The organism is Streptomyces enissocaesilis, assembly GCF_039533765.1.
In the GTDB taxonomy this organism is placed as follows: Bacteria; Actinomycetota; Actinomycetes; order Streptomycetales; family Streptomycetaceae; genus Streptomyces; species Streptomyces enissocaesilis.
Window position 1 is genome coordinate 1 of sequence record NZ_BAAAUD010000101.1, and the last position, 15,465, is coordinate 15,465.

General features: G+C 68.7%; 12 protein-coding genes and 2 pseudogenes. 6 read left to right on the forward strand and 8 right to left on the reverse strand.

Features of this window, described 5'->3' with window-relative positions:
* Positions 1-142 precede the first annotated feature (142 nt).
* Entirely contained in the window at positions 143-925 is a 783-nt protein-coding gene (locus ABD374_RS32230; RefSeq protein WP_344500287.1) for a phosphotransferase enzyme family protein, read from the forward strand.
* A 9-nt stretch (positions 926-934) separates the two neighbouring features.
* Here the strand turns inward: ABD374_RS32230 and ABD374_RS32235 are convergent, their stop codons facing one another.
* The gene (locus ABD374_RS32235) at positions 935-2,380 is read right to left on the reverse strand and encodes an NF041680 family putative transposase (RefSeq protein WP_344500289.1); all 1,446 of its coding nucleotides are present in this window, start codon (positions 2,378-2,380) and stop codon (positions 935-937) included.
* 171 nt (positions 2,381-2,551) lie between these two features.
* A complete protein-coding gene (locus ABD374_RS32240) occupies positions 2,552-2,977 on the reverse strand; it encodes a hypothetical protein (RefSeq protein WP_344500291.1) in 426 nt (141 codons plus the stop codon).
* A 236-nt stretch (positions 2,978-3,213) separates the two neighbouring features.
* On the opposite strand from ABD374_RS32240, the gene ABD374_RS32245 reads away from it, so the two are divergent.
* Together ABD374_RS32245 and ABD374_RS32250 are read left to right on the forward strand one after the other, a co-directional pair.
* Complete coding sequence (locus tag ABD374_RS32245; RefSeq protein WP_344500293.1) at positions 3,214-4,608, forward strand: hypothetical protein; 1,395 nt, start codon at positions 3,214-3,216, stop codon at positions 4,606-4,608.
* 120 nt (positions 4,609-4,728) lie between these two features.
* Positions 4,729-5,529: a GNAT family N-acetyltransferase gene (locus ABD374_RS32250; RefSeq protein WP_344500295.1), complete on the forward strand. Its 801-nt coding sequence runs from the start codon at positions 4,729-4,731 to the stop codon at positions 5,527-5,529.
* A 38-nt stretch (positions 5,530-5,567) separates the two neighbouring features.
* Here ABD374_RS32250 and ABD374_RS32255 read toward each other — a convergent pair whose 3' ends face one another.
* The 3 genes and pseudogenes from ABD374_RS32255 to ABD374_RS32265 form a co-directional block, all read right to left on the reverse strand.
* On the reverse strand, positions 5,568-6,296 hold the full coding sequence (locus tag ABD374_RS32255) for a hypothetical protein (protein ID WP_344500297.1): 729 nt from the start codon (positions 6,294-6,296) through the stop codon (positions 5,568-5,570).
* A 93-nt stretch (positions 6,297-6,389) separates the two neighbouring features.
* Positions 6,390-6,566 (reverse strand): annotated as a pseudogene (locus ABD374_RS32260) (helix-turn-helix domain-containing protein); the annotation flags it as partial.
* Between the two features lie 3 nt (positions 6,567-6,569).
* Positions 6,570-6,884, reverse strand: a complete 315-nt coding sequence (locus tag ABD374_RS32265) for a hypothetical protein (RefSeq protein WP_344500299.1) — start codon at positions 6,882-6,884, stop codon at positions 6,570-6,572.
* Between the two features lie 460 nt (positions 6,885-7,344).
* On the opposite strand from ABD374_RS32265, the gene ABD374_RS32270 reads away from it, so the two are divergent.
* Positions 7,345-8,550, forward strand: a complete 1,206-nt coding sequence (locus ABD374_RS32270) for a DUF4241 domain-containing protein (RefSeq protein WP_344500301.1) — start codon at positions 7,345-7,347, stop codon at positions 8,548-8,550.
* 853 nt (positions 8,551-9,403) lie between these two features.
* Here the strand turns inward: ABD374_RS32270 and ABD374_RS32275 are convergent.
* Entirely contained in the window at positions 9,404-9,604 is a 201-nt protein-coding gene (locus ABD374_RS32275) for a hypothetical protein (protein WP_344500303.1), read from the reverse strand.
* Between the two features lie 1,280 nt (positions 9,605-10,884).
* Here ABD374_RS32275 and ABD374_RS32280 point away from each other — a divergent pair.
* On the forward strand, positions 10,885-11,598 hold the full coding sequence (locus ABD374_RS32280) for a DUF2637 domain-containing protein (RefSeq protein ID WP_344500305.1): 714 nt from the start codon (positions 10,885-10,887) through the stop codon (positions 11,596-11,598).
* 82 nt (positions 11,599-11,680) lie between these two features.
* Here the strand turns inward: ABD374_RS32280 and ABD374_RS32285 are convergent, their stop codons facing one another.
* Together ABD374_RS32285 and ABD374_RS32290 are read right to left on the reverse strand one after the other, a co-directional pair.
* Positions 11,681-12,058 (reverse strand): hypothetical protein, encoded by a 378-nt coding sequence (locus ABD374_RS32285; protein WP_344500307.1) that lies wholly within the window; start codon positions 12,056-12,058, stop codon positions 11,681-11,683.
* Between the two features lie 245 nt (positions 12,059-12,303).
* Positions 12,304-12,606 (reverse strand): annotated as a pseudogene (locus ABD374_RS32290) (helix-turn-helix domain-containing protein); the annotation flags it as partial.
* Between the two features lie 131 nt (positions 12,607-12,737).
* On the opposite strand from ABD374_RS32290, the gene ABD374_RS32295 reads away from it, so the two are divergent.
* Positions 12,738-14,966 carry a discoidin domain-containing protein gene (locus ABD374_RS32295; RefSeq protein WP_344500309.1) on the forward strand — a complete coding sequence of 743 codons (2,229 nt, stop codon included), beginning with the start codon at positions 12,738-12,740 and terminating at the stop codon, positions 14,964-14,966.
* Positions 14,967-15,465: the final 499 nt, after the last annotated feature.

The following is a 15,465-nucleotide window of genomic DNA, read 5'->3' on the forward strand; positions in this document are numbered from 1 at the left end:
AACCCGCCCCCATCCGCGTATCTCATACACCACGGATACAGCCATCCACCCACACCCCCCAGGGACTTCGCGAGAATTCACCCCGACGAGCGCAAGTCAGTAATGGGGTGATCATGGCGAGCTGGTCCGACACACTGGTTCGATGCAGCACGATGATGAACAGCCGTTGCCTGGCGGCAACGTCAGTGATGGTGTCGTTCGCGTCGGAGATACCGTTCGCCGTCCGGCCGGACCGTGGACTCCCTCCGTGCATGCCCTGCTTGCCCACCTGCACGAGGTGGGATTCAGCGCGGCGCCTCGCCCATTCGGCGTTGACGATCAAGGGCGTGAGGTCCTGACTTTCATGCCGGGACATGTGGTCTGGCCCGACCGATTCTCGTTGATGGAACCCGCTCGACGGCTGGCTCGCGTTGCACGTCTCATCCGAGACTTCCACGATGCCGTGCGGGACTTCACGCCGCCGTCGGACGCGCACTGGCAGACGCTGATCCCTCCCGAGGGCAGCGACATCATTGCCCATAACGACCTGGCCCCCTGGAACCTCGTGGTCGCAGACGAGACGCGGTGGGCCATCATCGACTGGGACGCAGCAGGTCCCGGCTCCCTCCTGTGGGATGTCGCATACGCCATTCACGGGTTCATCCCGCTGTCCGCACATCCAGACTGGCAGCGCCCGGACGCGGCGGAACGACTGCGAGTCTTCGCCGACGCGTACGGTCTCGATGAGTCCGACCGTCGTCGGTTGGTCCCTCTGCTGGGGCGCCGTACGCGTTCGATGCACGACTTCCTGCGAGATCAGACAGCCCAAGGTGTTCAGCCCTGGGCAAGGCTGTGGGCTGAAGGCCACGGTGACGCCTGGCGAAACGACGCCGAATACATCGAGCAACGCGAAGACCAGTGGGTGCACGCCCTGCTCGCCGGCTGAGCCTGTTCTTCATGGTCTGAACTGGTCACGTTCGGCGATGGTGCCGGGGCGTCTGGTCGTCTTGCCCACGTCGTAGCGGGTGGCAGGGCGCTGATTCTTCGAGCCGAGCGGGCGTCCGGGGCCGGGCCGGTTGGGTTTCGGTGCACGGGCCGGGCAGACGAGATGTGGGCGGAGGTTCCTGAACCCGCGGCGGACGCGGGCAGGGGTGAGCCGACCGGGCTCGGCCGGCCTCTCCCAGGGGCGGCGGAGGTCGGCTGCCAGCGGGCGGGCGAGGCGGAGTTGAGTGTGGGCGGCGACGATCAGCCAGGTCCACCGGTCCGCCGCCTCGGGTGTACGGAGCTTCGGACGGGTCCAGCCGAGGGTCTGCTTGATCATTCTGAAGGTGTGTTCAAGATCGAATCTGCGCAAGAATGCTTGCCAGCGCAGGTCGACGTCCTCGCCAGTCATCCCGGTGGCAGACGACCACAGCCAGACCGGAAGCGGATCGTGGCCGCCGGGCAGACGGTCGACCTCCAGGCGGATCAGTGTCCCCTCGATGACGGGGAGTTCGCCGGTATGGTCGATCCACGCGGAGCGGGTAGTCAGCCTCGGGTGGACGCGGTCCCAGGCCATGACGCGAGCGGTCCCATAGCGGTCGGTGGCCTGGACAGTCGCGGCATCGGGCTCGCCCCAGGTGTCGGGCTTGGCGAAGCGGAACTCCTTGCCGTGCTTCGGCGGACGCCCGCCCTGCGGCGGCGAGATCCACGGCACCGGGACGGGCTTGCGCATGACGCGGTCCGTGCGCATCCGCCCCAGGACTTCCACCGGCAGACCGTCGAGGAGGTAGGCCATGCGCGGAGCGTCGTAGCCAGCGTCGAAGACGATCAGGATGTCACGGTCACCTGCCTTCCAACGGCCCATATCGATGAGGTCGGTGACCACCCGGCGAACCTGGGACGCGGTGACCTCGGCAACATCGTCAGCCGGTCCCAGCCGCAGCGCGTCCAGGATCTGGCACCACGAAGTCCGGCCCGACTCCAGCGCGGCAACGAACGAGTAGGGCCAGCCGGGCACGAACTGGTCCGAAGAGCGCCCGCTGCGGCCGTAGACATGACAGAACAAGCGGTCCGCACTGGTCGGCGCGTCGGGTCGGAGCCAGTGGGTGACGTCGACGGCCAGGACCAGGCGCCCGTCGGCAGCCATGGGCTGCGGCAGCCCGGCCAGCACCTGCCGCAACCGCGGCACATCAATGTCCCCGCGGTTCAGCGCGTCGTACATCGCGCCGTGCCCACGCCGGTACTCGGCCGTCAGCGTCAGATCCACCGGCGTGGCCACCACACCGTCCGCGCACAGCAGCGCGTCGGTCAGCTCGAACAGCGTGTCCCCGCGCACGGGCAGGGAGTCGAAGAAGTCGCCCCGGAAGCGTGACGCCACTCCGAACGCCTCCCGCCGGACATCGGGTTGCAGCAGACTCATTCCCCCACGGCCTTCGTACTGGTCAAGTGCCTCTTTGGTCGGAGCACAGGATCAGACGAAGGCCGTGTTCACGTCCCCGGAATCCTCGTACGAGCGATCACGTTCGGGACATCGTTCGAGGTCAGACCATAAAGAACAAGCTGAGCGGCCCGAGGTACCGGGTGACCGTGGTTATTGCCGCTCGGCACGCTTCTTGTCCGCGGCCTCCTGACGGGCCGCGAGAAGACGGCGGGCGCTCTCGACCGCGGCGTCGGCGTCAAGGTGGCGGACCAGCCGCCACTGGTAGGAGTCGTACCCCTCAGTGCCCTCCCAGTGCCAGACCATGAACACCAGCCGGTTCCAGGACGTCTTGCGCGCCTGGAGGGTCTCGGGCTCCTCATCCTCGAAGCACTCGTTGAGCGCGTCGAGGTGCATCCCGAGGGCTTCCTTCAAGGTGCGGGCCGCGCGGTCCTCGGGGCTGCCCGCAGGATGCTTTGCACGGAGTTCCTTCACGCGCTCGTCCAGGAAGGCACCGATGGCCTTGGCGTGCTCCGGCTTGAGCTCGTCGGCGTTGAACGGGGCGGGGCGGGGCTCGTCATGGGCGAAGTACTCGAGCACGGGCTGGCTTTCCTTCCTGTCGTGACGCGCTGCGACGAGTCGTCGTGTCCTGTCCGTCGCGTTGGATGAGAGAGGAAGGTATCCGACGCGGTCACCTCTGTAAGCGGTTCCCGGACGACTGGCTGTGAGGTTGGCCGGAAACGGCTGCACGAAGAGGGTTGCCGCATATGTATAAGGGAGACAACATCAGTGATGCACAAGGAGTGCAGCACTCGAAGTGAAACGAGGAATCAGCCTTGAATCACGTTCTTCCGCTCGCCAACGGCCTGCGCACCGATCATCCGGTGCCGGGCCTGCCCTTCATCGACGACTCCCACCTCCCGCTCGACGAGGGGCCGGAGGCCATCGAGGCCATCGGCCGCAACCGGGGCCCGGGCATGTGGGGCCGCTTCGACATGGACCGCTCCGACAAGAGCTGGCGGGCCTTCACCACCGACCCGCTCAACCACGCGCTCGGCTGGGCGGTGCGCTACCACCCCGACCACGGCCGGACCGTGCTGCTCGTGCGGGACGGCGAGACCTCCGGCCTGCACACCGAGTGGGACGGCGAGGTGCTGCTGTTCCGCGCCGGCGGCTACTGGTGGAACGGTGATACGTGGTACCGGCCCGGCCAGGTCTGGGACCCCGTTGCCCAGGATTACGAGAAGCGCAAGGCCCGCATGGCCGTCACCGTGACCGCCTCCGACATGCTCGACGGCCGCGCCGACCCGGCCAAGGCCTACGTCAGCAAGGTGGCCACCTTCGACCCGGACGCCCCGCGGCCGGACAACTGGTTCGACCACCTGGCGCTGTGGGCAAAGCACCACCAGGAGCAGGACGGTGCCCTGCCGCTGGAGCGGTGCGTGGTCGACGTCTCCAGCCCCGAGCTGACGGGGGCGCAGCTCATCGGCGCACCGGAGATGGCGGAGCTGGGCGGCATCACCGCCTCGACGCTGCGGGCCTACATCTCACGCGGCAACAGCGAGGTCCCGCGCCCGCAGGCCGTCGTCGGCGGTCGCGACCAGTGGGCCCGCGCGGTGGCCGATGACTGGGTGGAGGCCCGCAAGCGCTCCTACACGGGCGTCGGAGAGGCCATGTCCGCCGACGACCGTGACGCCCTCTCGCCCGGGGCGGCCGAGGTGCGCGACCGGTTCGCCGCCGACTTCCAGCACGCCCTGTACGACCGGCCCGACGTGCGCAAGCGGTGGGTGCTGCGCCACCGCAACAAGGAGTCCGTCACCCAGATCGCGGGCGAGCTCGCCTGGTCGGTGGCCGCCGGCCTCGACCAGATCGTCCCCACTGAACACCTCGGGCGCACCGTGCGGGCAGCGGTGCTGCACGACTTCGCCGAAACCGTCGAGATGTTCGCCGACGACGAGGACGCCACGGATGGTGAGGCGTCCCCGGAGTGGTGGCACCTCAACCTGACGCCCTCGGTGGGCAAGATGCTCGACTGGTACATCCGGTGCTTCCCCGGCGAGGCGTACGCCACCATCGGGGAGATCCAGCGCCAGGCCCACAAGACGTGGAAGATGCCGGCGGCGGACACCCTGAGCGCCCTGCGGTCGGCGCTCTCGCTCGACGGCGAGCTGACCGAGCAGCAGCGTGAGACGTACTTCGCCCTGCTCGAACTGCGCGAGGATACCGACTGACCCGTTTTCGCCGCCAGGTACAGGGGCCGGAGCCAATGTCAGTGGCTCCGGCCCCCTGCCGCGTGACTGTAGCGGGCGAATCCCGCACGGCGATGCTCGGCTCAGGGAAGGGTGAGCGCCATGGATTCTGTCGACACCGCCTTGGACCGTGTCTGGCCCGCACAGCTGCGCACCGACCGTCTCCTCCTGCGGCCGGTCACCCGGGAAGACGGCCCCCTGGTGAGCGAGTTGTTGACCGACGACCGGGTGCGCGCGCATCTCGGCGGTTCGGTTACGGAGGATCGCGTCGCCGCCCGGCAGGCCGCCTACCCGACGACGGCCGGTGCCTGGACCGTCGTCCGCGTCGCCGACCAGCGGCCGATCGGCCTGGTGACCATCGGCGCCGACCATAGGTGCGAGGGACGCGTCGAACTCTCCTGCCAGCTGCTCCCCGCCGCCTGGGGCGAAGGCCTGGGCAGGGAGGCCGTCGCGGCGGCCGTCAGCTGGTGGACGGATGCCGTCCCTGGCGGTGGTCCGCTGGTCGCGGTCACCCAGAAGGCCAACAGCGCCTCGTGCCGCATGCTGGAGGCGATCGGCATGACCGTCGTCGACGAGCTCGACGAGCACGGTGCGCGCCAGTGTCTCTACACCCCTGCGGGCGACCAGGACGACAGCGACCTGCGCTGGTTCCGCCTGCTCGCCGCGCGCCGGGACGCCGTCGAGCGTCGCCGAGGCGCCCAGGCACGCGCGACCGCGGCAGGCCAGAACCTTCCCGATGACCTCGCGGCGCTCACCCCCGAGGAACTGGCCCGGTTGTGCCCCGCCCGCCACGGGGCCTACGGCCGGATCTGCGCCCGCATGGCCGATCACACGCCGGACCTTCACCTGGGCCGGGCACAGGACGGCGCGTGGATCGCCTGGCTGACGACGGCTGACGCCTGACCGCCCGACCCGGCGCGGCCGGGGTAGCGCGTCGGCGATCAGAACTCGTCAGGGCGCATGGGGACGAGCTCGGCGATCTCGAACTGGGTCGTCTCGGGGTGCAGTTCGAGGAACCGGTCGATGACCTGGGCGTGCGCCTGGCCAGTGAACAGGTCCAACGCCACGCGGTCGAGGGGACCGTCGTCTAGCTGCAGGTACGTCATGGCCAGATGGGCGCCGTGGTGCAGAGCGTCCTTCTCGGTGGGGTAGGTCCAGGTGCTCAGCTCGCGTTCCGGCTCGCTGCGGTGCAGCAGAACCCACGGGCCGCCGGCCGTCCCCTTGGGCGCGTCGACCAGGGCCCGGCAGGTGCGGCACCACGACGCGTTCGCGGCAAGCCGCTCCGCCGAACCGGCACCCCACACTGGCGCCGGCACGACGACGCGCGTGACATCCGGCCCTACGGGCAGGGCCTGCGGCTCCCGGGTGAGCAGTTCGGGGACCCGGTAGGCGGTGCGGGCGCGGCCCTTCCTGCCGGCCGGAGGCTGCCACAGCGCCTGCGGCCACGGCTCGTCGAGCGTTGCCGAGGGGCTGGGCATAAGAGGATGGCCGAGGCCGGCCACGTCCCCGTCGGACGGGGTCGGCTCCTCGCCCGGAGGCAGCGGCAGCAGCCACCCGGCCGCGTCCTTCACCCAGGACTGCCCGCAGCCGCACCAGTGCACGGCGGCATCCTGCTCGGCGGGGCTGTCGTACCAGTCCGGCTCCTCCCGGCCCAGCCCGAGGCGCGCCATGGCGGTCGGCTTCTCGCACGGGCAGGACGCGACCCGGTACAGCTGCACATCGGGCTGCTCGTCGCGTGAAGCGTGCAGCCACGCCGGATGGACACCCAGTGCCCTGGCCAGTGCCTCCCGCTCTCGATCCCCGGGTCGGGAGCGGCCCGCCGCCCAGTGTCCGATCTGGTGCGCGCCGACACCGACGTCGCCGCCCAGGCTGACCGCGGTCTTCGCGGCCGCCTCCTGCCATAGCCGCAGGCGCCGCGCGAGGGGGGACAGCTCTAGCAGCGCTCATACCGGGTGGTCACCCTGCGGCTCGACGTGATCCGGATCGTCCTCCCACACCTCGTGAAGCTCGTTGTAGGAAAAGGCGTGCTCGGCCAGCGTCTCGGTCACCCACCGGCGCACTGCGGCGTCGTCCGCCCACTGCTCATCGGTGGCCTCCCGAGCCGCGGCGTCCGCGTTTTCCGCCAACACCAGCTCTTCGTGCAGTGGGAACACCAACTCCTCGACGGCCAGCAGCGCCCGGGAGGCGACGACACGGCGAGCCGGCTCCGGTGCCGCGCCGCTCAGCACACCCGACAGCACGTCGACGGCCCGAATCACCAGCCGGTCCTGCTGCTTTCCCCACCTGCTCACCCTGACCCCACTCCCGCGGCCGCCGCGGCCCCGCACGTGCCACATCATCCCGGCCACGACATGCTGGCTCTCACTGCGTTGTCGTAGCTGGTTCTCGTTCCAAGGACAAAAAATCTTCAGGTGCCTCAAGCGCTTCGTCGCGCGAGAGGTCTACCGCCATCTCACCAGCGGTTTCAGCGGCCCGATCGGACCTTCTCCTACAGCTTGACGATCTATAGAAGCTTCAGAGTCACTGTGTTTCGTCACCTGGGGCGGCCCATTTCGTCGGTAACCCCAGGTTGCTGGCCTCCCACAATCCTGTGTGTCATACCTCAGTGGCAGACTGCGGCACAACGAAGCTTCGGAAGGGCAGGGCGTTGCGGCAGGGGTCACCCGCCGAGCGCCGCTGCTCAGGGGTGGCTGGTGCCACGGGGGGAGATGCGCGGCTGTGATCTTCGACAGTCTTGATGTGTCGTACGGCGAGATGTGGGGTTCCCAGCAGGGAATGACCCATCCAGAACCGATGTCGCGCGCGGTCGCCGCACGCAGACATGCTGTCGGGATGGATTACGCGGTTTTGCTGTCCGCAGGGGAGCGGCCGCTGGCACTGGTCGAGCGCTGGCCGCGTCGGATGTGGCGCGTGTATCTGTTCGACGACAGGTCCTGGCGCATGCAGATGATCGACCTCAAGCCGCACGGCACGGGGATGTTGCTGGCTCACCGGAACACCCGATGGCAGTTTTCCAACGAGCAGGAGTACTCGTCCGGGAAGTGGGATGTTCAGGAGACCACGACCGTCTCGGCCGACGGGCAGGTCAAGGTGAGGTCCGAGTTCGCCGGGCCGAGAGGAGCGTCGGCGAAGCCACTGCAGGCTCGAACATCCGGCCCGGCGAGCGTCCCCGTGCGGCGGTTCTGGGCGCCCGTCGAAAGCTTCCTTTGCCCCGTACCGGAATTCGGTGACTGGCAGGTGTTCGCGCCGTTCCTCGCCCAGCAGGGCCACGAGCCCGCCACGACCGTAGTCCTGAGCGACGTGTCGGTGGACGAAGGATCGGGACCGCTGCGCGCCACCGGAATTGAGAAACTGTTCAGTCCGGGTGCGTGCGACACGCCGGATGGGCCGGCCGTCGTCGAGCTAGTTGACGCCGGCGTGCTGCGGATCACGTCAGGGCAGCTGGCGGTCTCGGACCCTGGCTGGGTCGGAGAGACCCCGCGGACCGTCGCTGTGCCACCGGGCGAGTTCCCGGTCACGCTGTCGCTATTGCGCACGACCCGCGGGGCTGATGTCGCCGCGGCCAGGGTGAGGTTCCTGGACATCTCGCCCCGTGAGTGGGAAATGGTCCTCCGGCCCGACGAGGACCTGGGGCTGCTCAGCGAGGGCCAGTTCTACGGGGTTGGCGTGGATACCGGCACAGCGGCTTTCATGGACGCGACTCGGACGGTGATCGAAGACCAGCTGGACGAGGACCTGTTCATACCCCTCGGCAGCCATTTCACCGTCGAACTGCCCAGCACGGCGCCCGAGCCGAACCTCATCGCCTTCCGTGCCGGCCGGGGCGACGGGGCCTACCCCGCCTGGATCGGCCGCACCGATGACGGACAGGTTGGTTGCGTCGTCGTCGACTTCCAGCTCCATTCCGCCGACGGGGGAGAGTAAGGAGCCGCCGACCATCGGCGCGAGGCCGCACTGCCCGAGACTGGAACCGCGGCGAACCCCCCTGGGGGAGAGACCGGACAAGAGGCGGACCGGAAGGTGCCCGCCACCGCAGCCGGGGGCGACTGCCGACCACTCCCACCTTGCCACTGGCCGGGGGCCTTTTTCCTGCACGCACCGCGTTGTCTGCTCCGTGTCGCCTACGGGGTTTTCGCGCGGGCAGTGACCGTGCTGCCTGATGGTCGTTGTTTTGCTGACGCGAGTATCCGTCCCCACGGACCCGCGTTGTGAGGGCCCTGCACACACCAGGGCAAAATAGCTGACGGGGGAACACGGCAGCACATGATCGAGCCCTACGCGCTGTCCGCCGATGCCCGCGAGTTTTACTGTCTGCCTCCAACAGCCCGAGCCCAACGGTGTGCCCTGTGCGGCGAAATCCGCCTCCATGATCCCGAAGCCGATTCCGACGCGTGGAAGGACCACGCCGTCCACTGCCCGGACGCCCCACCCCTGTCACCACGGACAGCGAAACCCGGATCGGCCAGCACATTCCCAGCCGATGATCCGGGCGTGCCCCCTGGTGAAGGGTGAAGCGGGGGCCAGTGTCCTGAGTCAGAGTTTCCTTGGGAGTTCCCGTGACCATCCGGCCGGATCTGAGTCCGACCGACTCACGCCTCGCCCGTCCCCAAGGCGCTCGTGGCCCGAAGCCCGAAGCCCGTGGCCGACGGTTACCGATCTGCCGGAGAAATTCCACCTCAGGGCACCGGCTCGGCGGAAGTCGGTTCCGGTGGCCCGTCGTCGATCGGAGTTCGGCCCAGGGCCCCGGGGCCGGCTGGGTGGAACGGTGCCCCCGTGGTCAGGGCCAGGCGAGGCCAGCCAGTACCGCGGCGAAGCTCAGGACCGCGGCAAGGACAGCGAGGGTCAGCAGCAGGAGCTGCAGGTACTTCAGGGCGAGCGTCAGCCTGCCTGTTTCGTTCACCGGTGTTTCGGGCTGGTGGGTGTGTCCGGGCCAGCTGTTGAGAGACTCGGCGGGGTCCGTGGCGTCATCTTGATTCATTGTCTGAAAACGTGTCGACAGCGGCAGGGGAACGGTGGCGCGGGGCACTGTCACGGAATCAGTACGAGAGACAGTGGGGCGTGATCCCCCACCGCAGTACGTCGCATGGCCGGAAAGAGGACCCTCACATGCGGCGTTCGGTTCTCTGCAGCCTCTGGAGGCAAGGCAGTCGCTGAGCGGGGCGTACGGGCCGCAGACGAGGGCCGGTGTGCGGCGGGAGGGTTTCACCGGTTTCCCTTTTATGCCTTTTGCCGGTCCTGAGGGATCAAGTCGACGCAGCTTACGTAACTTGGCATATGTCGACGCGTTATGCGGGTGCTATCGCGTGCTCGATGGGCGGCCGCTTCGCGGAAGCCCGACTCGTTTGCTGCCAGGGGTTGGTGGCGGAACAGGGAATCTCATGGCGGACATCGTGTTGTGGATCACCATTGCCTGCGTTTCGGCATGCACCGTGCTGTGGTCAGTCGTCCCGTCGTCGGCCGGCCGGATGCGGCACGTCGATGCCACCGAACAGCGGCGCCGCCGCAAGCTCGGAGCGGCTTTGACCGGACCCCGGCCGACAGGCCGGCCATCCAGGCAGACGACACCGGAAAGCGATCCCCCCGCACCGGCAGCAGCCCCCCACCGCAACGCGCCCAGCGAACACAGCTGAGCCTCTGCGCCCCAGGGTCTCAGAAGCGTGTCGGCCCCGCGGACCGACACCGAATACCGGCGCGCGTGATCTTCCTGCACTGCACGTACCAGGAGACACCCCCCTATACCTCAGCACCTGCAGAACCGATAAACCACCAGGCTGAATTACTCCATATGCGACAAGGCGGCCACCCGTTTGCCGCGCATCCTGCCTAATGCGCGCAGCGTTGGAGCGAGTATGACGAAAGCGAGTCCGCTGCTTGCCCCAGGTGCGCACCTGACCGGTGCACAGAACACCACGCGCACGGTTCGAACGGGCGGGTGGACCTTCCCCCCGCCCGAGGGGCCTCCCGTCCGGGGAACCCACGCGACCCTGCACGGCAAAGACCGGCGCATCCCCTCGGAGTACTCAACCTCGCTCCCCGATGACCTGTCGGCCCGGCTGGAAAGCATCGGGACCGGGGGCGCCACCGCGTCGAGCAGCCCGGAAGTACGTGTTCGGTGTGGTCAGCCCCACCTGCAGCCTGTTCATGGGTGAGTCCCGCGGCCGCCACAGCCGCGTCGATCCGCCCACCCCTGCCGGCCCGCTCGGCGATTGGTCTCATCCGGCCGACTCTCCACCGCCGGGCGGCGTCCGGGAGCGCGCTGTGCCCCTGGTCGAGCAACTGGACGTGCACTGGGACCCGGCGGAAGAACTCGCCTACCTGCTGCACGAAACCATCGGAACGGAAAAGACCGAGGGTCCACCGCCCGCGGATACCGGTGAGCTGCCGTCCGCCGAAGGCGCCGGTGCTCCTCTGGCGGGGCTGGCCGAGATCACCGCCGAGCTCGCACCCCTGCGCCCCTCCCCCTCCCGACGCCGCCGCGCACCCCGGAAGAAGAAACATGCGACGGGCGCTCTGCGGACAATGAGCTTCCTTCTCGCCGCGCTCGGCGCTGTCGTGGTGTCCATGGTGTGTGTTTTCGGCGGCATGGTCGCCTACGACCCGCTGCGCCATCTCGCCCAGTACCGCACCTCCGGCGTCACGGCCGGGTGGTGGCCCCTGCTGGTGTACGGGCCGTGGACGGCTGCCTCCTTGTCGATCCTGCGCGCCGCTCTGCACCGGCGCCGCGCGGCCCATTCGTGGGCGGTCGTGCTGCTGTTCTCCAGCGTTTCGATGCTCCTGTGCGTCGCCCAGGCACCGCGCACCCCCGTGGACGCGACCACTGCGGCGCTTCCCTCGCTGGCCGCTCTGGCCTGCTTCCAGCAGTTGGTCCGGCAGATCACCCTCACCCGGCCACCGCGCCAGACCCACCCACGTCACCGCGACCCCAAGGCACCGCCCCAGCGCCCCGCACAGCACACCAGCACCACACCATGACGCAGGGCGCCACAAGTTTGCCGAACGCAGCGCCCATGCGCTGCCGGCAGTCTGCGACCGGGCTCAGGTCCGCGCAGAGTGGTCACCCAAAGAAGGCGAGCGGCTTGATGTCTCCGTGCAGGGCGGCGTGCAAAGCCGCGGCCAGGCTCCGAGCGGCCGGCTCGTCTTGCAGGCCGTAGAGCACCAGGTACGTGGCGGTGGCCGACGACTCGGGCGACACCAGGCCGCACTCCACCAGGCACTCGCACGTACGGCACAGGAACCCACCCAGACCAGGCATGCCATTCCACGCCGGTGCGGTGTCCAGGTCCGCCTGCACCGTCCAACACCCACGCGCCCGGGAAACACAGACAAACGGCACAGCACGGTCTTTGGCCTGCGCGTACGCGCTGTTGAAGCCGGTAAGCAACGTCCCGTCCGGGACCGCCTCCGCCGACAGGGGCCGGCTCGCACTGATCATGCGGTCATCCTGCCCCGCCGCACCGGGAGGGAAACGGTCCAGAGCTGATGCGGCGATCAGGGTGAGGTTCTGCCGCAGTCACTTTGCAAGCCATGCCGACGACACCGGGAGCATGCCGTCGAGCGGCCGCCAGTCCAGTTGACCGACCCGCGCGACGGCTGGCCAAAAGCCCATAAAGCCGCTCATGAGTCCGGCCTACGAAAGCTGTGCAGTGGGTTCGGTGGTACTGGCCGTGTCGGCGGCGGGTTCAGGACGAACGCCGGGGCGTTGGTGTAGCCGTCCAGGAGTTGCTTCAGCGCCATACCGACCGCTTCCCTCGGCAGGTCCCGGTTGTCGTCCCGCACCGCGCCCGCCAGCCGGTACAGGTGCTCGCGCGCCGCGTCGTCCATGCGCAGGGCGCCGCTGATCGCGTCGAGGATCTGCGGGGAAGCGCTGCACTCGCGGCCCTGTTCGAGGCGGGCGTAGTAGTCGCTGTTCATCCCGGCCAGGACGGCGACCTCTTCCCGCCGCGGCCCCGCCACCCAGCGCGCGCCCCAGGAGGCGAGCCCGCCCGACAGCGTCAAGTACTTAATAAAAGCCAAAAGAAAAGCCCTGTCAGGATCCTTGACCGTGGCTGTCGCGGCGGGCAGGGTTCGGGAGAGCGCTCTCCCGTTTCGGTCTCATTTCAAGGAGCCCCCGCATGCCCGCAGTCGGCATATCCCCAGCGGTCCCGGTGCCGCGCGGACCCGGCCGTCGTACCCCGACGCCGGTGTCCCGCGGAACCGGACGCCGCGGCGTCGTCGGCGTGGTGGTCACCGCCCTGACTGCCACCCTTCTCGCCTTCGTCCCCGCCACGAGAGCCGAGGCCGCGCCCGCGTTGTTGTCCCAGGGCAAGCCGGTCACCGCGTCCAGCGAGGAGAACCACGGCACCCCGGCCGCCTCGGCCGTTGACGGAAATGCCACCACCCGCTGGTCCAGCGCCCCTTCCGACCCCCAGTGGATACGCGTCGACCTCGGCGCGACCACGCAGCTCAGCCAGGTCGTCCTGGACTGGGAGGCGGCCTACGGCAAGGGCTACCGCGTCGAACTCTCGACCAACGGCTCCGACTGGTCCACCGCCTACCAGACCACCACCGGTGACGGCGGCACGGACACCCTGAACATCAGCGGCGAGGCCCGCTACGTCCGTGTGTACGGCTCCGCCCGCGGCACCCAGTACGGCTTCTCACTTTGGGAGTTCAAGGTCTACGGCGAGTCCGGCGGCACCGGCGGCCCGCAGCTGCCCGGCGGCGGCGACCTCGGCTCGAACGTGCACGTCTTCGACCCCTCCACACCCGGCATCCAGGCGAAGTTGGACCAGGTCTTCAAGGAGCAGGAGTCGGCGCAGTTCGGCAGCGGCCGGCACCAGTTCTTCTTCAAGCCCGGTACCTACAACAACCTCAACGCCCAGATCGGCTTCTACACTTCGGTCGCCGGTCTCGGCCTCAAACCTGACGACACCACCATCAACGGAGACGTGACCGTCGACGCCGGCTGGTTCAACGGCAACGCCACCCAGAACTTCTGGCGCTCGGCCGAGAACCTGGCGCTGAACCCGGCCAGCGGCACCAACCGCTGGGCCGTGTCGCAGGCTGCCTCCTTCCGCCGTATGCACGTCAAGGGCGGCCTCGACCTGGCCCCGTCGGGCTACGGCTGGGCGTCCGGCGGCTACATCGCCGACAGCAAGATCGACGGCACGGTCGGTCCGTACTCGCAGCAGCAGTGGTACACCCGCGACAGCTCGGTGGGCGGCTGGACCAACGGCGTCTGGAACATGACGTTCTCGGGTGTCGAGGGCGCTCCGGCGACCGGCTTCCCGGACCCGCCGTACACCACCCTCGACACCACTCCGATCTCCCGTGAGAAGCCGTTCCTGTACCTGGACGGCAACACGTACAAGGTCTTCGTCCCGGCCAAGCGGGACAACGCCCGCGGCGTCTCCTGGAACGGCACCCCGCAGGGCGAGTCGCTCGGCCTGGACAAGTTCTACGTGGTCAAGCCCGGCGCGACCGCGGCCACCATCAACCAGGCGCTGTCCCAGGGCCTCAACCTGCTCTTCACCCCGGGTGTCTACCACGTCGACCAGACGATCAACGTGAACCGCGCGAACACGGTCGTCCTCGGCCTCGGCCTGGCGACGATCATCCCCGACGGCGGCGTCACCGCGATGAAGGTCGCCGACGTCGACGGCGTCAAGCTCGCCGGCTTCCTGATCGACGCCGGCACGGTCAACTCCCCGACCCTGCTCGAGGTCGGCCAGCAGAACTCCTCGGCGGACCACGCCGCCAACCCCACTACCGTCCAGGACGTCTACGTCCGTATCGGCGGCGCGCACGCCGGCAAGGCCACCACCTCCATCGCCGTCCACAGCGATGACGTGATCATCGACCACACCTGGGTCTGGCGCGCCGACCACGGCGAGGGCGTCGGCTGGGAGACCAACCGAGCCGATTACGGAGTCCGCGTGTACGGGGACGATGTCCTGGCCACCGGCCTGTTCGTCGAGCACTTCAACAAGTACGACGTCGAGTGGTACGGCGAGCGCGGCAGGACCATCTTCTACCAGAACGAGAAGGCGTACGACGCCCCCAACCAGGCCGCCATCCAGAACGGCGACACCAAGGGGTACGCGGCCTACCGGGTCGACGACTCGGTCGACGTCCACGAGGGCTGGGGGATGGGCAGCTACTGCAACTACAACGTCGATCCGACGATCGTCCAGGACCACGGCTTCAAGGCACCGGTCAAGCCGGGCGTGAAGTTCCACAGCCTGCTGGTGGTCTCGCTCGGCGGCATGGGGCACTACAACCACGTCATCAACAACACCGGAGCCTCCACCGCCCCCTCCGGCACCTCGACCGTCCCCTCCACGGTGGTCTCCTTCCCCTGACCCGTCCCCCGCGGTGAAACGGCCCGCGGGGGACGGCTCCCTAGCCGGCCCTGTCCGGTGGGCCCGGGGCCGCTCCCTGCGATGACCCACTCACCTGCCGACCCTCTCCCCACGGGAGGCCGCCGCCCTCTTCGGCGGCGGCCTCCCGTGCTTCCCATCCCCTCAGGAGCCGCCATGCCGTCTTTACGCAGACCCGCTCTCGCGCTGAACCTCGCCCCCCTACTCGCCTCCTCACTCACCGTCACTGCCGCGCCGACCCAGGCGTGGGCCACCGACGCGCTGCTCTCCCAGGGCAAACCCGCCACCGCCTCCTCCAAGGAAGGCGACGAACTCTCAGCCGCGCACTCCTCCGACGCCTCGCGCCCCTTTGGTCCCGGGGCGGTTTTCCGCCGATTTCTAGCTGTTTTCAGTCGGAAACACCCCCAGTTCAAAAACTCTTCACAGCCCGGCCCCACCTGCGCCATTACCCTTCATTGACCTTGCCTTTGACTTTCCTTGG